Origin of the sequence: Commensalibacter nepenthis, assembly GCF_029953305.1 — a bacterium.
Taxonomy (GTDB): domain Bacteria; phylum Pseudomonadota; class Alphaproteobacteria; order Acetobacterales; family Acetobacteraceae; genus Commensalibacter; species Commensalibacter nepenthis.
The window spans coordinates 114841-136288 of record NZ_JASBAN010000001.1; the positions used below are offsets into that span (position 1 = coordinate 114841).

Here is a 21448-nt window from a genome sequence, read left to right on the forward strand (position 1 = left end):
CCATCAAATATGACATATAATTTAAACTTAAAAACGCTTTTCTCTCTGTTTCTCATCGGTATGATCGGGGGATGTGTGGGGATTGGGTTAACGTTATTAATACATTTTTTACAACATCTTGCTTTTAATGCTCCTCTGGATGCAATTATACCTTTTCGAGTCATGGTTGAAGAAGCATCTCCACTCAGGCGCGTATTGGCGTTGCTGGCTTGTGGTTTAATTGGCGGTGTTGGTTGGTTCTATATTCATCGTTATGGGCAGCCTTTGGTGGACATTAAAACTGCCGTTCAAAACAAAGATAAAAACCTCCCTTTCCTCACGACTTTTTTTCACTCTTTATTACAAATCATCACGGTTGCAATGGGTTCCCCACTTGGACGAGAGGTTGCCCCCAGAGAGATGACTGCTGCCTTTGCTAATCAATGGATCAATTTTATTCAATTTTCAGACGAAGAACGTAAACTATTGCTAGCTTGTGCCTCAGGTGCTGGATTAGCCGCTGTTTATAACGTACCTTTGGCAGCGATGATCTTCATATTAGAAACTTTATTACTTAGCTGGAATTTATCTTCTATCATCGCTGTCTTTATCTGTTGCAGTACCGCTGTATTTACAATGCGCCTTGGATTAGGAGATCTGGTTCAATATCCAATCGATTATTCAAAATTTAATAATGACTTTATTATTTGGGCTATAATCGCAGGACCAATTATTGGAATAATGGTCTGGCTTTTTGATAAAACAACACAATCTTTGCCAAAACTACCCAAATCCAAACCCATCATGATTCTGATCTCAATATTCTGTTTTGGTATGATTGGAGCTCTCTCAATACAATATCCAGAAATCCTCGGAAATGGTAAAGCTGCTAACCAACTTACGTTTACTTCTGAAATAAACCTTCATTACGCTGTTGGGTTATTCATCAGCAAATGGGGTGCTGTCTTGTTGGCAATGGTTGCAGGTGCCTATGGCGGGCGAATAACCCCCAGTATGATGTTAGGGGGCGCATTAGGATTTATCACCGCTTATTGTTGGAACATGGTTTTTCCAGTAATCCCATTGTCTAGCGCAGCAATTATCGCAGCGGCTGTTTTTCTAGGAATTGCACAAAAAATGCCATTAACATCTGCAATTTTTATGCTGGAACTTTCCCGCTTTTCACCTGCCTATTTTTATCCCATTTGCTTATGTTTTGCGACAGCAATGCCGACTTATTATGCAATTCAACAGTATATGATGAAACCATCCTCACCATAACTATTTATCAATTTTTCTTAAAACCCCAGTAACTATGCCCATTTTTGGATTTTTAAAATCAAACCTCGCCGGTAAATAGCCTACATTATCAATATTTTTAAACCATATAGACCCAGGTTGTGGTTGTGATAATAAAACTTTGTTCTTTGAATGTATTTTAAACCCACCAATTTGTTGCGCCACCGCCTTGCATAATATTGCTTTACCTTTATAAGGACTAGTCCATGTGGAAGGCATCTCGCTTTCTCCCACAGTTTCACTTTGAAATGAAAAAGACCTCACCCCGTCTAACATTTTAAAATGAGAATCACATTTTCCAGTTGTTCGAACTTTGTAAATCAAATCAGCCATCGCACTCAAACTATCTAAACTGTTCGTTTTTTGATCTAAAGTCAGAGCATCACGATCATTTCTTGGTGCAGGTTCCAAGGTTGTAATATCTGTTTTCGAGCCATAATGAGAATTCATAACCAATTTAAATTTTCCATTTTTATCTTTGCCGATGGATTGATAAGTTCCTGGAAAGGCACGTCCATTCTTAAACACCCCCTCCGCATTGGCATTCGTATTTAAACTGAATACAAGACTTGCCATTCCTGCCGAAGCAAAATTCGCTTTCACTTTGTATGTCGTAGGTGTTAAAATATAATCTGCATTCACTGTAATAACATGCATTCCTTTATTATAAATATCATACACCAATTGAATAGATTGATTTTGTTTTGTTTTTGTAATATCTTCTGATTGTGCATGTGCAATATCTAAAAATCCAAAACTCAACCCACAGGCTACGCCCATTAATTTAAAGAAATATTGTTTCATCATAATTATCTTTTGTTATTAATTAAATAATAAGATTATAAAAGATAATTATGGCATTAAATAGATTGATAACCATTTCAACCTAACAGCATAATTATATTATTCGTATAACCAAACCACTAGGTTATAAATCGCTATCGTTACTTGATAAGAATAAAATACAATTTTTTGGAAATAATTATTTTTTTCAATAAGTTGATTGGCTTGATTATTATGCAGAGCATATGTTTTTAATTACGATTACCATAAATAAACAAAACTAGGGTCAGGACCTATTAATGGAACAGTAACTTTTATAATAGATTTTTGATTTTCCGTAAACATTGAAACAGCCTTTCAACAAACTGTAAAGTCAACATATATTTTTTAATATATTTTAGATAACATTATGCATGTGAAAGGTTCGAAGCTTTTCTTAATCTTAAAGACATATTTAATATTTTTTTATTTAAAAGTAAAATCTTAAATATATCTTTAACTTGAGATTTATAGACCTAAAATATTTTTTACTTTAAAAACAACATCTTCCGCATCATCTAGCGGACTAACAGACCAACTTTCTAAACGATTTCGGAATAATTTGACCCTATTTTCTTGTTGCATTGAGTGGATAAAAAGTGAAATTCGTTTTGATTTTCCAGGTAATGATAAAATCATAACAGGTGCCGAAGTCGCCACTGCTTCCGAGATCATTGAAACACTATCTATGGTTACCAAAATAAAATCTGCACAAGCCAATAATCCTAAATAAGGATTCTCACCCTCTCCATCCCAAATATAAGCACCTAAAGGTATTAATATTTGTTTGAAAACTGCGATAGCTTCTTTACCCGTTCGTCGTGAGGGGGTCAGCGCAATATGGACATTTTCGGTCTTTATTAAATCCACTAATTGATAGGCGATAATCTCAGCTTCAGATTTTCCCAATGTAAAACGACCATTATTTCCCCCAATAAGTACAGCAACCAAAGGGCTTGTATCCTGTCGAAAAAAAGATGTCCATTTTCCTTTATTTTCCGATAAAATTTGTGAAGAAATATGATGCAGAGCCGTTCGAGAAACAATTACATTTTTACCACTTAACTGATCATGAGGATTAACAATAACCAAATCGAATTTATCAGGCGATATACGAGGATTTTGTATATGAATTGCAGCACGACCCGATTGACGAATGGCCGCATTAATCACCCCACCCACACTGCCAACACTAATAACGACTGGGCTTTCACTGATATTAAATGCTTCAACCCCTTTTAATGGAAAAGGCCAATAAGGTGCTGAAATAAAGCTCCATGGTTTTCTAGGGATTAAGCTACAAAGCTCTTTTTGAAATCCTGCACGTTCAGCCAAGCCAAAAGCCTGAGATTTCATTCCAGCAAAATCTTCTGTTAAAATAATCGCCTTCGCCATTATCGTTGAACCTCATTATGATTTATAAATTTTATGAGTGATCTCTTTAATTAAATATTCAGCAAATTCTTGCCATTCCTTATCAGCATTATGCTTTTGACGTGATAAAGGAAAATTCAACTGTAAAACTTCATCTAATCCTTTGGCTATATCATCTGTTGTAGGTTCACAAATAAATACTAAATCATCTTCCTTAAATTGTTCTGACAGCCCACCAACATTCGTGATTAGAATAGGTTTGCCAAAAGCCAAAGCGGTTGCTGCAATACCACTTTGGCTCGCTTCTCTATAAGGAAGAATAACAACATCAGCCCATTGCATTAATTTACCAATCTCTTCCTCTGGCACCCACCTATTTTCTACAATGACGTTGTTTCTTTTGTTCAATCGATCCAAAACTGCGCTCTTAGGACCCTGCCCAACAATGCGTAGCATATAAGGGCGTTGAATGGTTACTTGATCTAATGCTTCCTCTAATAAATCAAAACCTTTATATAATAATAATCGTCCAAAATTTAACAGCTTAATTTCTTGACTGACAAATTGTGGTTTATGCGTTTCAGAGCAATATGAAAAAGGCGGATGCCACCCTTGTATGATCTGAGAACTAGGAACAAAATTAACAGCAATCAATTGCTTATAAACATATTTTGAAAATGTTACTGTCAACCTTGATTGCTTAATTAATAATTTTTGTAAATAGTACTGAAAAATATAACCATCCCCTGGATGAGGATGCACATCATGAACGATAACAATATATGGGATTTTAAGCAATCTTAACGCCATAGCCATTACCAAATCCATCGGACCAGGCATTGTACATACAGCAATATTAATCTTCTTGCGTTTTATAATGTGATATAATTTATAAATCATCAATGGTGCTTGTAAAACACGACAAAGATACCCTAGAACAGTAGTATATGTTTTAATTGGAAAATCAACAGAAATATTGCGATTTTTTTGCACAATCTCGGCTTGACGAGATAACGATAAAAACGCCTTAACATTGGATATTGATAACATTGCCTTAGAGAACTCAACAGCAGTTTTAGGTCCTGCTCCTCGACGTCCCCATTGCCATATCAACATATTAAGAGGCTTTTTCATTCCATATCCGTTACCACGCCGATCGCGGATAATCCCTTTATTAAAGATTGCGAATTAAATTGTTTATAAGCTCTTTTACATGCGGCACTTCCTAAAGCAAACCGATAATCTGAATCCGCAACCAATTTATGAATTGCTTGTGCAGCAATATCACAATCTGGCTCAGCCCAATAAGCATTTGAAAACTGATACACCTCACGGGAATCTTTAACAGGAACCAACTTATATGGAACAGGGATCCCGCAAGACTCATCTATAAATTCTGATGTTGCTGACCAATTTGTCGATATGACGGGTTTTCCAGATAACATTGCCTCGGCTGCGACCAATCCGAATCCTTCGCTGCGATGTAAGGATAATACAATATCAGCATAGTGAAATAATGCTTGATTTTCTGCTGATGATAAAATGTTGCGATTAACAATAATCGCATCATGCCCTTGAATAACATTCATAATTTTATCCATATCGATACAATAATGTTCCGAATAAGAAATTTTTAATACCAAGCATATACCCCTATCATGCTTATTCGCTTTAAGAAATGCTAAAATTGCACCCAAAGGATTTTTTCTTGCGAAGCTAGAAGATAAATTAAACGAAACTAGAATGATTAATTTACCCTTTGGTAATCCCAAAGATTTACGGCAAATATGGCTTACAGGGTAAACAACCCGATCAGCGATTGGATGAGGGATTACTCTGACAGGTTTGTTATAATATTTTGCCCATTTCTGTACAGCATTAGCTACAAATTGTGAAGGTACCCAAATTTCATGAACAAATTGAAAACCAACCATCCAGTCTTTTGGTAAAATTTCTAATTCCCAGGCCCAATAACCAATTACTCTGCGGTTTTTTACAAGATTTCTTGGTAAAGCAAGAAGCGCATACGGAATCTGAGGGGAATTGATGTGTAAAATTAAGGGGGCATGAGGATATTCAGATAAAATCTGGGTGGCTTTTGTATATCTATCCCACGAAAAAGAATAGGGTATAACGTCCAATAAACGCGAAGAAATGTTATTTTTTTGTAATGCTTGATGCATTACACGCGCCCCTTCGCCGAGCCCAGAAGCACGAGAAACCTCCCCCGCAATAATGACCGTTGAGGCTGTCGGAGGGTTAAATGTTATTGACGGAGCAAGGTAAGCCCCCAATCGAGCCAAAAAATAACGCCGACTTGATGGGGGAAGCAAACGCCATAACCGATGCAACGGTTTAATCAGCAAATTTACTCCGTCAATTTATAAATATTATTTATATATAGGAAAACGTTTACATAGAGCAACTACTTTTTTATGTACTTCTTGTTCTGCTTTACTATTATCTCCATCAGGTGCATCAGCCAATGCCGTCAGAACTTCATTGATTAACAAACCAATTTCACGGAACTCAACTTCTCCAAATCCACGAGAGGTTCCCGCCGGGCTACCTAAACGAATACCAGACGTAATCGCAGGTTTTTCTGGATCAAATGGAATAGCATTTTTATTGGTTGTAATTCCTGCTTTTTCCAGACTTTCTTCTGCTTGTTTACCAGTGACTTTCTTTGGACGTAAATCAACTAGTAATAAGTGACAATCTGTTCCCTCGGTAACAATATCAAAACCACATTCAATCAATGTTTCCGCAAGAACTTTGGCATTCTTTGCAACTGATTGTTGATATTCTTTGAAGTCTGGACGCAATGCTTCTCCAAAAGCCACAGCTTTGGCAGCAATCACATGCATTAATGGACCACCTTGCAATCCTGGAAATACAGCAGAATTAATCTTTTTAGCAAGGTCGGCATTATTGGTAAGGATAATGCCCCCACGTGGACCACGCAATGTTTTATGCGTTGTACTGGTAACAATGTCAGCAAAAGGAACGGGATTAGGAAATAAACCTGCAGCAACCAAGCCCGCAAAATGAGCCATATCCACCATCAGATACGCACCAACTTCATCTGCGATTTTACGGAATCGTTCAAAATCAATCACACGGGGATAAGCAGACCCCCCTGCAATAATCAATTTAGGCTTTTCTGCACGAGCAATTGCTTCCATTTCATCATAATCAAGGTATCCATCTTGACGACGAATACCATATTGCAAGGCGTGGAACCATTTTCCTGAAAAATTAGGAGCTGCTCCATGGGTCAAATGTCCACCAGAAGCCAAATTCATTCCCAATACTTTTTCACCTGGCTTTACAGTTGCCATATAGGCTGCCAAATTGGCATTTGCACCAGAATGTGGTTGCACGTTAGCGTATTCTGCACCAAATATTTTTTTAAGACGTTCAATAGCAAGCGTTTCAACCTTGTCAACTTCAGCACAACCACCATAATAGCGACGTCCAGAATAGCCCTCGGCATATTTATTTGTTAAAACACTACCTTGTGCTTCTAAAACAGCTTGAGAAACAAGATTCTCACTGGCAATAAGTTCAATACCATCTTGTTGGCGAACAAGTTCACCATGAATATATTGACTGACTTCTGGGTCCGTACTGGATAAATCAGAGTTAAAAAACTGATCATAATTTTTTTTATCGGACATTCACAAATTCCTGCTATTAAAGACTAAGGGGTTTAATTAAATTTCTTGTATCTATATAAATAAAATATATTCTTATTTTTTTAAACCTTAATTTTGTAAAAAAGTTATTTTAATATGAAGTCTTTTTATTCTAAATAAGAACAAATTTTGCAGGACCTTTTTATTAAAGGAAAATACATATATGGGAAACATCACCTTTTCTTCTTTACTAAGAAAAAAAAATATAGAAACACCACATACAGATAAAGAAGAATTGGCACGCGTTCTTGGAATGCCCAGCCTCATCTTTTTTGGTGTTGGTGGGATCGTTGGAACAGGTTTATTTTCGATCACAGGGGTTGCGGCATCGGAACATGCGGGACCTGCTGTTATCATATCCTTTTTTATTGGTGCTATTGCTTGTGCATTTATTGGATTATGTTACAGCGAACTGGCTGGAATGATCACCGTTTCAGGCAGCTCTTACAGCTATACCTATATTGCTTATGGAGAGATCATTGCTTGGATGGTGGGCTGGAACCTTGTTTTGGAATATGCCGTTGGCGCTGGAGCGGTGGCGGTCAGTTGGTCGAAATATATGATGTCGTTTTTAGAAGGATTTCATATTCATATAGATCCACGCTATATCGCCTCACCCTTTGAAACAGTCACTTTACTGGATGGAACAAAAACGGATGGGATTATTAACCTTCCCTCGACTATCATCGTTGTTATATTGTCATTACTATTAATCAAAGGGTTAAAAGAATCTTTAACACTAAATAATATTGTCGTGGTTGTTAAAATTTGTGTTATTTTAACATTGATTGCGTTTGGTCTGCCTTATATCAAAGCTGCAAATTTTGTTCCTTTTATCCCTGAAAATACAACAGGTTCTTTCGGTCATTTTGGCTTTTCAGGGATTATGCAAGCCGCAGGAATGATTATTTTTGCATATATCGGATTTGATAGTGTTTCTTCAACGGCGCAAGAGGTTAAGAACCCATCGAAAAATATTCCAAAAGCCATTTTAATCATTATCTCTATTTGTGCGATTATTTATTTTTGTTTCGCATTTGTTATTGTTGGTCTTGTTTATTATACGGACTTATTAAATGATGCCGCCCCTGTTGCAACCGCAATTGACCATACACCTTTTAAATGGCTTCAACCCATTGTAAAAGTCAGCATTCTCTTTGGATATATACCCATTCTATTTTTATTATTAATTGGTCAGACCCGTGTTTTCTTCTCGCTGGCCAGAGATGGCTTAATTCCAAAATTCTTCGCTAAAACGCATCCTAAATTCAAAACCCCTCATTACTCACATACATTTTTTATGATCTTTGTCTGTATATTGTCTGCTTTTTTCCCTATTGGCGTTTTGGGGAATATGTGTGCTATTGGGGCTTTGTTTGCATTTGTTTTTGTTTGTATGGCTGTTGTCATCTTACGTAAAACTTATCCAAATTATCCTCGCACATTCAAAATTCCAGGTGGGCCAATTATTCCGATTATTGGGTCTGCTACCGCATTGATCCTAATGTATTCTTTAAATAACTTAACATGGATTATTATGTTCTGTTGGATGATTATTGGATTCATCATTTACTTTGGCTATGGCTATTCACACAGTAAATTAAATCAAAATACAAAACTTAAGGTTACAAAATGATTGGTAATTTTCCTTTAACTCGTATGCGTCGCAATCGTTTAAATCAGATGACACGCCGATTGGTTGCTGAAAATAAGCTCAGTGTTGATGATTTGATCTGGCCGATTTTTATTGTAGAAGGCGAAAATATCGAAACTGAGGTCTCCTCTATGCCAGGAGCAAAACGTGTTTCCATTGATCGCCTTGGTGCATATATCGAGCCAGCAGCTAAATTAGATATCCCTGCGTTGGCACTATTTCCTGTAACTTCGAAAGAAAAACGTGACCCAACTGGAACGGAATCTTATAATCCAGATAATTTAATCTGCCGTGCTGCCAGAGAATTAAAAAAACAATTTCCAGAAATGCTGTTAATTGGAGATGTTGCTTTGGATCCATACACCAGCCACGGTCATGATGGTATTGTGCAAAATGGGTATGTAGTAAACGACAAAACTGTTGAAGTTTTGATCAAACAATCCATTAATCAAGCCAATGCGGGTATCGATATCATTGCACCTTCTGACATGATGGATGGTCGAATTGGATCTATTCGCCAAGCGTTGGATCAAGCAGGATTCATTGATACTCAATTAATGTCGTATGCTGCAAAATATGCTAGCGTTTATTATGGTCCATTCCGTGATGCATTGGAATCCGGTGGGTTATTAAAAGGGGATAAAAAGACTTATCAAATGGACCCTGCTAATCGTGGAGAAGCCTTGGCAGAAGTTGAATTAGATATCAAAGAAGGTGCAGATTCTGTTATCATTAAACCGGGAATGCCTTATCTCGATATTATTCGATCTGTGCGTGATAAATTCGATATTCCAATCGTCAGCTATCAAGTTTCTGGTGAATACGCAATGTTGATGGGTGCAATCCAAAATGGCTTCTTACAAAAAGAGGGTGCTATTTTAGAAACATTACTGTGCTTTAAACGTGCTGGAGCCAATGCAATTATGACGTATTTTGCTTTAGAAGCCGCTAAATTATTAAAAACACAATAAACAAAAGACCTTCTTTACATAAAAATTTACAAAATTATTCGTAAAGAATTTTCTTCTGACATCATCATCAATAAAGCAAAGTATGAGTTTTTTTGGTGAAGATGCAGAAGATTTAATTTTCAATAGTGCGAAAGCAATCAGCTTATCTATTGATTATTTCGCTGAATATTTCCTCCATGGTAACTGTTTTGAATTAAAAACAAATACTTTGTTAATCCCGTTGGCTCCGTTTTTTTAATCGCCTTTATTTATGTTTTTATTCATAAAAATCTTAAAAATATAAAAATCCTAGACCACCATTAACCGCTCAACGATTTGCAGGCATCATGATTGATTTTCTAGAAAAATATCAAGCAGGATATCAATTTTAATCTCGTTAACTACCGATAAGGATAATTCGTTTCCACAGGACGCATGTCAAACACTAAAATTTCTGCATTATGACCATGACTAAATTTTAACTGCCGTTCATGACGAATACGAGCCCCATCACCTGCATTAAATACCAAATCATTCACTCTTAAATTGCCTTTTGCGACATGAAGATAAACATAGCGATTTTCTGGAATGATAAAATGTTCTTGTTCGGAACCATCAAACAAACCAGAATATATTTTGATATCCTGACGTATATTAAGCGAATTCTCTTGGCCATCAGACGATATAATCAGCTTTAATTTACCTCTTTTTAATTCATTATATGTAGGAATTGATCGCGTTGTTTACAGTGATATGGAATATTACTGTAATGAACATGCATAGGAAAACGAAGCTTACGCTGTATCATCGAGAAGAGATATGGCGATTACATCATCAAGAGAAAGTGATGATAACGGATCTGGCTAAGCGTTTTATGGTCAGCAGGTCTACGATTTATGTTGTATTAAGGCGAGCTCGGTTGCAATTATTTGTGCCGATGTCCAGCACAAATGAGCGTTATAAAACGATCAAATATGGCATTAAACGCCTTGCTAAGGTTGAAAAAACACTTGAGGACAAGCTCAGATGGCAAGTCAAAAAATATAACAACTCTTATCCTAGGGAGATGGTGCATGTCGAGACTAAACGACTTCCTTTGTTGAAAAATGAGACTAAACAGCAAACTCGGGAGTATCTTTTTGTAGGTATTGATGATTTTTCTCGAGAACTCTATGTTGGGATTTACAACGATAAATCTCAGTTTAGTGCAGCCCAGTTCTTACAAGACGACGTGCTGGTTCAATGCCCTTATATGATCGAATGTGTTTACTCTGACAATGGCAGAGAATACCAAGGAATGCTTGAACATCTGTTTGTTAAATCTTGTTATACCAATCGGATTAACCAGAAATTTACCAAGCCAGCTTGCCCTCGAACCAATGGCAAAGCAGAACGCGTCATTCGCACACTCATGGAAATGTGGCATGAGCGTGAATTGTTCGTCAATGCTCAAGATCGAAAGTTAAAGTTGAAACGTTTTATTAATTATTATAACACTGTTAAACCTCATAAAGGCATTCAAGGAAAAACACCCTATGAGGTCTTAGATGGTTATTTTAAACAAAATCTGTAAACAACCCGATCAATTCTTACACATTATATTCTTTTGATAACTTCAATACTTACTTCAAAAGCATTTGTATCTCGGAATAAATATGTTCTGATATAAATACACCTTTTTCATGACTACGCTTACGCGCTTCAAAACGTCGTTGTGATGGCAATCTTGCGCCTTGACCGACAATAGACTTGAAGAGTTGCTCTGCGCTGGCTTCGCTTTTTGCAATATTACCAAGACCAAATTTGCTTGGATCAAAGGCTAGTAATAACTCTCCATGACAAGGGGTGCATTTTTGACCATCATCCAATTTTAGAGATTCTTGACTAGTTAAATCTTCGATAAGCGATCCTGACATCAACTCTATCATGGTCGATAAAGCACTGCCTTTATAGCCACCAAATGTCAACATTGACCCGCCATCCATCGCTGCTTTGGCATCTTTTGTAATATTACCCTCTTTATCAATCGCAACATTATCTGGTAAATCAGTATTCGTACGATGATGTAATTCAAGATCTCCTCGAGCAATAGCACTGGTCGCAAAATCAAATACATAAGGATTTTCTGCATGTTCCCGAGGCCAACTAAAAGCCAAAGGATTTGTTCCTAATACGGGGCTGTTCCCTCCTGCTGGAGTAACCCACGCATGACTTGGGGTCATTGCCAATCCTACCAAACCATAAGCTGCAATGGCTTCTACCTCTGGCCATAAAGCAGAAAAATGGTAACAATGATTAATTTGTAAAGCTGCAATCCCCATTTGTTTCGTTTTAATCGCTAATTGTTCGACCGATTTTTCAAAAGCAAGTGGAGAAAAAGCATATTGCGCATCAACTTTAACAATAGACGTTTCATCAACAATTATTAAAGGCTCGGCTGTTTTTGAAACATGATTTTGTTGTATAGTATGTGCCAATACCCCTAAACGATACACACCATGAGAGATACATTCATCTCTTTCACCTGCAAAAATTACTCTGGCAATTGCCCCAGCATGTGCGTCAGACAATCCAAATTTTGATAATACTTGAAAAGACAAATCATAAACTTGATCCAAAGACAGATTAACTTTTTTACTCATATATAGATGCCCTTTGATTTAAACGAAATAATTATAATATTGTTAAAACTATGCCAACCCTTCCCATTATCATAAAGGAAAATAACCTTTTAAGTCATCAAAACTAATTGACCTCTTGCGATATTTTATATAAAAGTCGCTATAATAAGCCCCAATGGCGGAATGGTAGACGCGCAGGTTTCAGGTACCTGTGACCGCAAGGTCGTGGAAGTTCAACTCTTCTTTGGGGCACCAAATATCACAAAAAATCAATATGTTACAGTATAGTTTGGAGTAATTTGGAGTAAATATCAATAAGTTTCCCTATAAATTAAACCGCAAAAGTCTTTCATTAAACTGATTTCCTTTTGGTATAATTTTACCATATATCCCTACAAAACGCTAAGTTACAAGGTGATTTTTCCAATAAAAAACCACCGCAGTGGGTGGCTTGTATGCGTTGTTTAATTAGCTAACTAATCTTAAATGAACTTTTGGTTTTTCTCTTAATCCATACATAACCCTTAATTCATCTTCATACATATTTGTTACTTCACATAATTCTTCCATTGAATATCCAAGCTGATCCAAATGAACCTGAATTAACTGATTTAAAGACGACGGGTTTTCTTTAAAATTATCTAATTGAACAGGTTCGTTTTTTCTATATCCACGCTTAGACATCTCAATTTGATAATATTTTAATCCTCTATCTGTTAGTTTTCCTAAACTCCAAGCTTTATAAATTAAAGCCTGCATCGAAACTCCCCATTTTCGTTTTAAATCGGCAAATCTTTGCAAAGATAAACGAACAGAAAAGTCACGTTTAATCTCCTCATCAGGCATTAAGAAAGATGCAGCAAAGACATTTGCTTCATTTTCTTGATCCTCAGTTGGAACTCGATGCATTAACAAATGTCCTAATTCATGCATTAATGAAAAACGATACCTATCTACAGAAAGATTCTTATTAATAAAAATAAGAGGTGGAATTCCATCATAAGATGCATGACAAAAACCATCCATTTTCATCGTGCCAAAATCCATTGGAATAACAATAATACCCGCACGTTCAATCATATAGGTAATATTATGAACACCACCACAAGGAACATTCCATACATGCCTAGTAATTGCAGCAACTTCAAAGGGGTCTTTTCCTTCACAATCTATTTTATAGATTTCTTCTAATTCTGGTTCAAATTCTATAGAATCTAAAAATTTACGAATATGCATCCTATACAAGTTAGCCCTAGCTTGAATAACCTTGTGACTACTTATTGAAATCGATTTCTGCGTTCTGTAAAAACTATAGGTAAAATCATATAAAGGAACATGATTATAAAAAAAATTAGGATGTAATCGCAATACTTTTGCTATAGACATAACCTGCTCTTGAGTTGGTTCCACTAAACCATGTTCTATCTTTGATAATGTTCCTTGTGCAACTTCGTTATTCATATCGGCAATTAATTTTTCTTGTGTTAATTGCCGTAAATTACGCCCAAGAAGCAATAAATCTCCGTTAAACTGACTGCTTCCTTTGATCATTTTTCGACCTCTTTGGTTTTATAATTTTAGCTTTTTTATCTATATTATCTTCTGTGTTTACCAAATCATCATTTACTGGTTCATTGGTTTTTTCTTCTCTAATAGTATCAGAAGTTAAATGCAAGTACCAGTCTAAACCTTCATCAGAGGAACCTTTTGTGTGTATAATCACTAATTGCACAATATCAACTATTTGTTGTGATAAACTCCAACCTAAATGAAAAAAGAAGATTTGATTATTTTTATAATCTTTTAGATTATCTTTTAATCTCTTATTATTTGATGAGTTTAAATAAGCACCAATATTATGTTCTATATAGTTGATACTATTGCTGGATCTATTTGATAAATTATTTCGGATATTTTGCGTATCAATAGGATTTGTTTTTCTCAGTTTAAACACACATGCATGTGTCTCACATCGATAAATCAAATATTCATTCTCTTTATGCCCCTCTAAAGAAGACCAGCAACTTGACTTACTACAAAAAATTTTCAAATCATTTAGCAAATAACCTGTAAGTAAATTATTCTCTATGCGTGTTTTAAAATGACAACTTAAGTTGCTTTTTTCCTCTAATCCTCGTCTTATAGCTTGCATAGCAATATCTTTAATTGAATCCAACTCTTTAATATTTAAATCTTGAAAGTAATTTTTATCCATATTTTACAATCCTATATATTTCTACGATGCTACAAATGTCACATCTTCAATCAAACATATATTAACATAAAATACTGTCTTTTTATATAAAAAATATTCTTTTAATATTCCGTTATTAAGAATATTAATTAACTACCTCCCCTATCACTCACACAATATAACAATTACCCCCTTGCCAACGCCTCCTTATTGCCATTTAGTTTCGAAAAAGAAGTTGTTCAAGCCTCAATCGCTTGTTGGAACCGATCAACATTATCTTGCCAGACAGCTTTGCCCAATGAAGTATTGTAAAATTTTTTGTGATATTGAGCCATTGCGGTGGCATCATTTGCCAGTGGCAGGGCTGCTGGGATACGCAAATAAAACACTCTACACATTGCAGGGTTTTGTCGCAAAGTTTAAATTTTATAAAATTTTAAGTTTTTACTAGCGTTAGTTATTATACAATATCTATATAATTCAATAAATTAAAAAATTCTATTTTGCAGAAATAATATTAAAAACCACTAAACTAAAAACTTTGCGACAAGACCATAATAACTAACGCTAGTAAAAACTTAAAATTTTATAAAATTTAAACTTTGCGACAAAACTAATAAAACTTATTCAAAGCATATTCGGTCTAAATAATAATATACCCGTCTAAATTAGCTAGCTTTATGGCTAATCACAGCACCATTCAATATTTGCGACAAGACCCAGGGGGGGGCTATCACTAGAAATATCACCACAGTTGCGGCAAGAATCTAAATTATCTCTAAAATATAAGCCTATAACCAATAGCAGTTTCGGTAAGTAAATGTTTAGGATTTGTTGGTTCTGTTTCGAGTTTCTGACGTAAATGTCCCATATAAATACGTAAATAATGAGGTTGCTCGATATAATTCGGTCCCCAAACAGCTAATAATAATTGTCGTTGAGTACAAACACGTCCAACATTTTTTATTAGCTCGCTTAAGAGTTTATACTCTGTTGGAGTAAGATGTATTTCCTGACTTTTCTTCAATATACGATGAGAATTAAAATCAATTTCCACATCACCAAAAACAAATATATTAGACACTGTATTTTTAATATCAATACGTCGTATTTGTGCTCTTATTCGTGCTAACAACTCAGGGATACCAAAAGGTTTTGTAATATAATCATCAGCCCCCATATCTAATGCAGCTACTTTTTCGGATTCATCATGGCGTGCTGTTAAAACAATAATAGGTAAGTTGGACCACTGACGAACTTCTTGTATGAATAATTTACCATCTCCATCTTGAAGACCTAAATCAAGCAGAGCTATACTGGGTTGTCGTGAAGCTGTTTCAATTAGTGATCGCGAAACACTATCACATTCATAAACTTTAAAACCTTCCTCTATTAAGGCTTGACTCAGAAATTTACGTATATGCTCAGTATCTTCAATGATAAGTACGCTATGCTTATTTTCCATTATTTTGCTCAATTATCTCGGATGATTCTAATTCTATCAAAGGCATGGGTCTTGCAGGAATAGTAAAAGTAAAACAGCTACCACCATTAACACGTTGTTTAGCTATAATAGTTCCTTTATGTGCATTAATAATTGTTTTTGCGATACTTAACCCAAGACCAACTCCTGTATAAGCTGTTTCGATTTTACCACGATTAAATTTTTTAAAAATAGCTTGTTCATGTCCCTCAGGTAATCCAATCCCTCTATCTAACACTGAAACAATCAATCGATCTTTTTGGTATTCAGCATCAACTTGAACATCAGGTGCATCTTGACTGTATTTAATCGCATTTTCTATTAAATTATAAAGTACTCGCTCAATTAAAAGAGGATCAAATTCTACCAAAGGAATAGTGGATAAGCAATTTACTTTAATTTTAATCTGTGGATAGCTTAATGAAATAGTATGTAAAACACTTCCAATAATTTCTTCAATTGCATACCAATCCAGTTTTGCCTTAAAATGTCCTGTATCAATACGCGCCATATCAAGGACATTACAAACAATATTGTGTATAGAGCGCGAGTTATCATAAATAGCTTGTAAATTTTGTTTTAGCAGTTCTTTTGATATTGTTTGATGATGAGTCATTAAATTTTCAGATTGTCCCATCAAGCTGGTTAGTGGTGTCCTTAAATCATGAGATATTGTTGATAAAAGGGTATTTCTTAACTGTTCTGATTCTACTTGGATCAATACTTGCCTTGCTACTTCAGCAAAATGGATGCGCTCTAAGGCAATAGCAATCAGGCTAGTAATAGTTTCTAATAATTGCTTTTTCTCGGGTATCAATAAGTCATTTAAATGTTTAGGCGCAATTGCTAGAATACCACGAATGCGAACCGGTGCGTTCAGTGGGACATAGCGAAAAGGATGTTTAGGTAATGTATTGGTGGCAAACCCAGCTTCTACTTGATGATCAAAAGCCCATTGTGCAATGGCTATATCAATTCCCTCTGAGGAGTTATCTTGTAGTTGTTCTTCTGATGTTGGTAAAAGTAAAACAATTTTACCACCAAACTCTTGCATTATAACTTGAATACTTTTTTTAATTACTTGTTCCGTTTCAAGATATCCTGAAAGAGCCTTAGCAAATTGGAACAAGCTTTGTACACGAGTTTCTCTTGTTTTAGCAATTTTTGCACGGTATTTGAGACTAGCCATTAATTGACTTGATAAAGACCCGACAAATAGCATAACGGCAAAGGTCACAAGATATTGTAAATCTGTAATGTTTAATGAAAAACGAGGCGCAACAAAACAAAAATCAAAAAGCAATACGCTGATGATAGAGGTAAAAATACCCACATTACGACCATAACGTATACTGGCTAATATTACCATAAGTAGAAAAAATAGAACAATATTAGCTGGGTCAAGATGCTCAGAGATTGGCCATATAGTGACAGTAAGCAGACACGTCAATCCTGTGGTATAAAAATAAGGACCTAATTTTACCTTCTCTTTAGATGTTTTCAACCATTGCTCATGAGTTATTTTTTCTTGTTGTGTTTGAGCTATTTTTCCTATTTTTTGTGTCTGTTTTGCTATTTGAATAAAGTCTAATTCAGGGGCTAGTAATGCAATTCGTTGCATTAAATTTTTTTGCCACCAAAATTCTTTTTTAACTAGATTACAACTCAATAATTTAGATAAATTATTTTTGCGGATATAATCAACTAGTGCTTTAGCTGTGTCATTCTCCATAATTACTTGGGTAATAGCCCCCAATGACTCAGCAAATTTCAATTGTGTTAATATTGCATTATGATATTGGGTCGATTTTTTTTGCAAATCGGTATTTTCTACAAAGACTGTATGCCATGCACAACCGAGTTGTTGTGCCCAACGTGCAGCTTCTCGTATGATATTTTCATCACCTAATTCACCTACTATATAAACGAGAATACCTGGTTCTGTTTGCCAAACTTTTTGGATAGATTTTTCTTGACGATAATGATGTACATCTGACTTTATGCGGTCAGCCGTACGTCGCAAAGCAATTTCTCGTAAAGAAATTAAGTTACCTCGCCGAAAAAAGTTATTAAAGGCATGGTTTATTTGCTCTTTTTGGTATATTTTACCCACTTGTAAACGGTGCAAAATCTCATCGGTCGTGGTGTCAACTAAAATTACCTCATCAGCTGACTCAAAAAATATATCAGGAACGGTTTCATGAATAGTCACTTCAGTGATTTGACTAATCACACTATTTAAGCTTTCTAAATGTTGTACATTAAGGGTTGTCCAAACGTTAATTCCTTGAGACAGTATCTCATCAATATCTTGCCAACGTTTTGGATGCCTTGATCCTTCAAAATTACTATGTGCCAGCTCATCTACAAGCAGTAAATCGGGTTTAGCTTCTATCGCTTTATTTAAATCAAATTCTTGAAATATTTTTCCTTTATACTGCGTAGTTACACGAGAAAGCAGATCAAAGCCCTGCAATTGCTTTTCAGTTTCTTTTCGCCCATGGGTCTCAATTAATCCAACTAATACCTTAACGCCATGATGTTGAGCTTCTTTCGCAGCACTTAACATCGCGTAAGTTTTGCCTACACCAGCGACAGCACCAAAATAAATACGTAATTTGCCACGTTGTGCTTTTTGCTTTTGCTGGCTAAGTTGTTGCAATAATAAATCGGGATTAGGGCGATCCATTAAAGGGTTCCCTTTGTTTGTGCAAACGTATCCAAAGCTAAATTAAGTTGTAAAACATTAATCACAGGCTCACCTATCACACCAAATAATGGTATTTGTTTATACTTATTTATCATTGCTTTTACTTGCTCACCAGATAATCCTCTGGCTTTAGCAACTCGAGGCACTTGGTAAAGTGCACCAGCAATACTGATGTGAGGGTCAAGACCACTACTTGAGTGGGTTACCAAATCAATAGGTACATGAGGGTTATGTTGTGGGTCAGCTTTTATTAAACGATCAGCATAACCTTGCGCAGAAGTAATAAGCGCTGGATTAGACGGAGCAATATTCGCACTGCCAGAAGCCATCGCATTATATGGATATTCAGATGTTGCTGAAGGTCTGCCCCAAAAATACTGAGGCTTTGTAAAAGACTGACCAATCAAACGAGCCCCAATCGTTACATTCCTTTTTTCCATTAAACTGCCATTAGCCTGTAAAGGGAACAATAACTGTCCAATTCCTGTTATTGCGAAGGGATACACTATTCCTGTTATTAAGGACAAAAGAATAAATAAACTCAGCGCAGGACGTAATATTTTCATTTTCTTTTCTACCTATAATATAGCTAAACACATATCTATTAATTTGATGCAGATAAAAGGCACCGCAATACCACCTATGCCATAAAGCAGAATATTTCGACGCAATAAATTAATAGCACTCGCTACACGATAACGCACCCCTTTTAAGGCCAAGGGAATCAACACAATAATAATCAATGCATTAAAAATCGTAGCCGATAAAATGGCTGACTCAGGGCTACGTAATTGCATAATATTCAATACACCTAATGCAGGAAAAACACTGGAAAAAGCCGCAGGAATTACAGCAAAATATTTGGCAATATCATTAGAGATTGAAAAAGTAGTTAATGCTCCACGTGTCATTAACAGTTGCTTACCTGTTTTAACAATATCAATCAGCTTGGTAGGATCTGAATCTAAATCAACCATATTACTGGCTTCTTTCGCAGCTTGTGTTCCCGAGTTCATTGCGACAGCGACATCAGCTTGAGCCATTGCAGGAGCATCGTTAGTGCCATCACCAGTCATGGCAACTAATAGTCCTTGTTGTTGATATTTGCGAATAAGGGCTAATTTATTTTCAGGGGTTGCATCAGCTAAGTAATCATCAACGCCCGCCTCTGAAGCAATCGCAGCTGCTGTTAGGGCATTATCACCAGTTATCATAATGGTTTTAATCCCCATAGAGCGTAATTCGTTAAAACGCTCTCTGATATTAGGTTTAACAATATCCCTTAGAGCAATACAACCAATAACTTGATTATCTAGCGCCACAACGAGTGGCGTAGCACCCTCAGTTGCTATTTTATTGACTTGCTGAGTAATGGCTTGTGGGAATTTACTTCCCTGCTCTTCAACAAATACTTTAACTGCATTCGCAGCACCTTTACGGAGTGAGTTAACGCCTTTTTCTGTTGTAATATCAACACCACTCATGCGTGTTTGTGCAGTAAAAGCAATGGGGGTGTAATTATCTTGTTCATTCTGAATGGACGTAGTATCCACATGATGTCGTTTTAAAAGCTCTATCGCTAATGAAACAATACTACGACCCTCTGGTGTTTCATCTGCCAATGAAGATAATAAAGCTTGTTGTGCAATATCGGTTAATTGATAGTTAGGTGCAGGATAAAAATCAGAAGCTTGTCGATTACCAAAAGTGATAGTCCCTGTTTTATCAAGTAATAAAACATCAATATTTCCCGCTGACTCTACAGCACGACCCGAGGTAGCAATCACATTTTTTTTCATCATGCGACTCATGCCTGCCACACCAACGGCGGATAATAATCCACCAATAGTTGTGGGAATTAAACAAACTAACAAAGCAATAAGTGCGGTTAATGTAATCGTATTACTAGCCTTAGCATAATTAACCGAAAAAACAGTAAATGGGTATAATACCATAATAACGAGCAAGAAAATTATCGTTAACGTTACAAGCAATATAGTCAGTGCTATTTCATTTGGGGTTTTTTGGCGTTTTGCACTTTCAACCATATTGATCATTTTATCTAAAAATGACTCACCTGGATTAGCCATCACTTTAATAATCAAATAGTCAGAAATAACACTTGTCCCACCTGTTACAGAGCAGAAATCCCCGCCAGACTCACGTATTACAGGAGCTGACTCACCTGTAATAGCGGATTCGTCAACAGAAGCGACCCCCTCAATGACTTCACCATCAGCTGGAATAATTTCGCCCGCATTGACAAGAATAATATCACCTTGTTTAAGATCGCTTGATATAATAGTTTCCCGACTAGCTTTTAAATGAGGTTCAGACAAACGAGTTGCTTTAGTTGTTTGCTTTAAACCTTTTAATGTATCTGCTTGCGCTTTACTTTGTCCTTCAGCAATAGCTTCAGCAAAATTAGCAAAAAGCAATGTAAACCATAAACATAAAGTAATGCTGATAATAAAGGATGTTTGTGCTGTGTTTGTTATGATTGCATGAACACTAAGTACAACGCTAAAAATAGAACAAATATAAACAATAAACATAACAGGGTTATGCAGTTGTAATAACGGATTTAATTTTAAAAAAGTATCTTTCAACGCTAATTTAAGCGATTGTCTACTTAATAACTTATTTGCTTTTAACATAATGAAT

18 protein-coding genes and 1 tRNA gene are annotated in these 21448 nt (G+C 35.8%); 5 read left to right on the forward strand and 14 right to left on the reverse strand.

Going from position 1 to position 21448, the window contains the following annotated elements; all coding sequences use genetic code 11:
* The first annotated feature begins 9 nt into the window (after positions 1-9).
* Positions 10-1260 carry a chloride channel protein gene (locus QJV33_RS00520; protein WP_281461475.1) on the forward strand — a complete coding sequence of 417 codons (1251 nt, stop codon included), beginning with the start codon at positions 10-12 and terminating at the stop codon, positions 1258-1260.
* Here QJV33_RS00520 and QJV33_RS00525 read toward each other — a convergent pair whose 3' ends face one another.
* From QJV33_RS00525 to glyA, 5 genes are all read right to left on the reverse strand, one after another.
* On the reverse strand, positions 1261-2085 hold the full coding sequence (locus tag QJV33_RS00525) for a DUF3108 domain-containing protein (protein ID WP_281461476.1): 825 nt from the start codon (positions 2083-2085) through the stop codon (positions 1261-1263). It lies immediately after the preceding gene.
* A gap of 483 nt (positions 2086-2568) precedes the next feature.
* Positions 2569-3495, reverse strand: coding sequence for a mitochondrial fission ELM1 family protein (locus QJV33_RS00530; RefSeq protein ID WP_281461477.1), 927 nt, complete (start codon positions 3493-3495; stop codon positions 2569-2571).
* 15 nt (positions 3496-3510) lie between these two features.
* Complete coding sequence (locus tag QJV33_RS00535; protein ID WP_281461478.1) at positions 3511-4608, reverse strand: glycosyltransferase; 1098 nt, start codon at positions 4606-4608, stop codon at positions 3511-3513.
* Positions 4605-5840 (reverse strand): glycosyltransferase family 4 protein, encoded by a 1236-nt coding sequence (locus QJV33_RS00540; protein ID WP_281461479.1) that lies wholly within the window; start codon positions 5838-5840, stop codon positions 4605-4607. Before QJV33_RS00540 ends, QJV33_RS00535 begins: the two co-directional genes overlap by 4 nt.
* A 24-nt stretch (positions 5841-5864) precedes the next feature.
* Positions 5865-7154, reverse strand: a complete 1290-nt coding sequence (glyA, locus tag QJV33_RS00545) for a serine hydroxymethyltransferase (protein ID WP_281461480.1) — start codon at positions 7152-7154, stop codon at positions 5865-5867.
* Positions 7155-7335: 181 nt separating this feature from the next.
* On the opposite strand from glyA, the gene QJV33_RS00550 reads away from it, so the two are divergent.
* Together QJV33_RS00550 and hemB are read left to right on the forward strand one after the other, a co-directional pair.
* Complete coding sequence (locus QJV33_RS00550; protein WP_281461481.1) at positions 7336-8808, forward strand: amino acid permease; 1473 nt, start codon at positions 7336-7338, stop codon at positions 8806-8808.
* Positions 8805-9797 (forward strand): porphobilinogen synthase, encoded by a 993-nt coding sequence (hemB, locus tag QJV33_RS00555; protein ID WP_281461482.1) that lies wholly within the window; start codon positions 8805-8807, stop codon positions 9795-9797. The genes QJV33_RS00550 and hemB overlap by 4 nt, the downstream gene beginning before the upstream one ends.
* A 380-nt stretch (positions 9798-10177) precedes the next feature.
* Here the strand turns inward: hemB and QJV33_RS00560 are convergent, their stop codons facing one another.
* The gene (locus tag QJV33_RS00560; RefSeq protein ID WP_346771133.1) at positions 10178-10507 is read right to left on the reverse strand and encodes a pirin family protein; all 330 of its coding nucleotides are present in this window, start codon (positions 10505-10507) and stop codon (positions 10178-10180) included.
* A gap of 38 nt (positions 10508-10545) precedes the next feature.
* Here QJV33_RS00560 and QJV33_RS00565 point away from each other — a divergent pair, with 38 nt between their 5' ends.
* The gene (locus QJV33_RS00565) at positions 10546-11349 is read left to right on the forward strand and encodes an integrase core domain-containing protein (protein WP_281461483.1); all 804 of its coding nucleotides are present in this window, start codon (positions 10546-10548) and stop codon (positions 11347-11349) included.
* A gap of 49 nt (positions 11350-11398) precedes the next feature.
* On the opposite strand, the gene QJV33_RS00570 is transcribed toward QJV33_RS00565, so the two are convergent.
* A complete protein-coding gene (locus tag QJV33_RS00570; protein WP_281461484.1) occupies positions 11399-12418 on the reverse strand; it encodes an Ldh family oxidoreductase in 1020 nt (339 codons plus the stop codon).
* Between the two features lie 148 nt (positions 12419-12566).
* Between QJV33_RS00570 and QJV33_RS00575 the strand changes: the two genes are divergently transcribed.
* A tRNA-Leu gene (locus QJV33_RS00575) sits at positions 12567-12652 on the forward strand.
* Positions 12653-12865: 213 nt separating this feature from the next.
* Here the strand turns inward: QJV33_RS00575 and QJV33_RS00580 are convergent.
* The 7 genes from QJV33_RS00580 to kdpB all read right to left on the reverse strand — a co-directional run bounded on the left by QJV33_RS00580 (position 12866) and on the right by kdpB (position 21441).
* A complete protein-coding gene (locus QJV33_RS00580) occupies positions 12866-13948 on the reverse strand; it encodes an XRE family transcriptional regulator (protein WP_281461485.1) in 1083 nt (360 codons plus the stop codon).
* On the reverse strand, positions 13923-14612 hold the full coding sequence (locus QJV33_RS00585; protein ID WP_281461486.1) for a hypothetical protein: 690 nt from the start codon (positions 14610-14612) through the stop codon (positions 13923-13925). Before QJV33_RS00585 ends, QJV33_RS00580 begins: the two co-directional genes overlap by 26 nt.
* A 218-nt stretch (positions 14613-14830) precedes the next feature.
* Positions 14831-14980: a hypothetical protein gene (locus QJV33_RS00590; RefSeq protein ID WP_281461487.1), complete on the reverse strand. Its 150-nt coding sequence runs from the start codon at positions 14978-14980 to the stop codon at positions 14831-14833.
* A gap of 389 nt (positions 14981-15369) precedes the next feature.
* Entirely contained in the window at positions 15370-16056 is a 687-nt protein-coding gene (locus QJV33_RS00595; RefSeq protein WP_281461488.1) for a response regulator, read from the reverse strand.
* Positions 16046-18763: a sensor histidine kinase KdpD gene (locus QJV33_RS00600; protein ID WP_281461489.1), complete on the reverse strand. Its 2718-nt coding sequence runs from the start codon at positions 18761-18763 to the stop codon at positions 16046-16048. The genes QJV33_RS00595 and QJV33_RS00600 overlap by 11 nt, the downstream gene beginning before the upstream one ends.
* Positions 18763-19350 (reverse strand): potassium-transporting ATPase subunit KdpC, encoded by a 588-nt coding sequence (gene kdpC / locus QJV33_RS00605; RefSeq protein ID WP_281461490.1) that lies wholly within the window; start codon positions 19348-19350, stop codon positions 18763-18765. The genes QJV33_RS00600 and kdpC overlap by 1 nt, the downstream gene beginning before the upstream one ends.
* Positions 19351-19362: 12 nt before the next feature.
* Positions 19363-21441, reverse strand: coding sequence for a potassium-transporting ATPase subunit KdpB (gene kdpB, locus QJV33_RS00610; protein WP_281461491.1), 2079 nt, complete (start codon positions 21439-21441; stop codon positions 19363-19365).
* Between the last annotated feature and the right edge of the window lie 7 nt (positions 21442-21448).

Bases quoted from the DNA above. Each gene is read 5' to 3' on its own strand.
- QJV33_RS00550 (WP_281461481.1), top strand. From the start codon at position 7,336: ATGGGAAACATCACCTTTTCTTCTTTACTAAGAAAAAAAAATATAGAA.
- kdpB (WP_281461491.1), bottom strand. From the start codon at position 21,441: ATGTTAAAAGCAAATAAGTTATTAAGTAGACAATCGCTTAAATTAGCG.
- QJV33_RS00580 (WP_281461485.1), bottom strand. From the start codon at position 13,948: ATGATCAAAGGAAGCAGTCAGTTTAACGGAGATTTATTGCTTCTTGGG.
- kdpC (WP_281461490.1), bottom strand. From the start codon at position 19,350: ATGAAAATATTACGTCCTGCGCTGAGTTTATTTATTCTTTTGTCCTTA.
- QJV33_RS00595 (WP_281461488.1), bottom strand. From the start codon at position 16,056: ATGGAAAATAAGCATAGCGTACTTATCATTGAAGATACTGAGCATATA.
- QJV33_RS00600 (WP_281461489.1), bottom strand. From the start codon at position 18,763: ATGGATCGCCCTAATCCCGATTTATTATTGCAACAACTTAGCCAGCAA.
- QJV33_RS00570 (WP_281461484.1), bottom strand. From the start codon at position 12,418: ATGAGTAAAAAAGTTAATCTGTCTTTGGATCAAGTTTATGATTTGTCT.
- QJV33_RS00530 (WP_281461477.1), bottom strand. From the start codon at position 3,495: ATGGCGAAGGCGATTATTTTAACAGAAGATTTTGCTGGAATGAAATCT.
- hemB (WP_281461482.1), top strand. From the start codon at position 8,805: ATGATTGGTAATTTTCCTTTAACTCGTATGCGTCGCAATCGTTTAAAT.
- QJV33_RS00520 (WP_281461475.1), top strand. From the start codon at position 10: ATGACATATAATTTAAACTTAAAAACGCTTTTCTCTCTGTTTCTCATC.
- QJV33_RS00565 (WP_281461483.1), top strand. From the start codon at position 10,546: ATGAACATGCATAGGAAAACGAAGCTTACGCTGTATCATCGAGAAGAG.
- QJV33_RS00585 (WP_281461486.1), bottom strand. From the start codon at position 14,612: ATGGATAAAAATTACTTTCAAGATTTAAATATTAAAGAGTTGGATTCA.
- glyA (WP_281461480.1), bottom strand. From the start codon at position 7,154: ATGTCCGATAAAAAAAATTATGATCAGTTTTTTAACTCTGATTTATCC.
- QJV33_RS00535 (WP_281461478.1), bottom strand. From the start codon at position 4,608: ATGAAAAAGCCTCTTAATATGTTGATATGGCAATGGGGACGTCGAGGA.
- QJV33_RS00525 (WP_281461476.1), bottom strand. From the start codon at position 2,085: ATGATGAAACAATATTTCTTTAAATTAATGGGCGTAGCCTGTGGGTTG.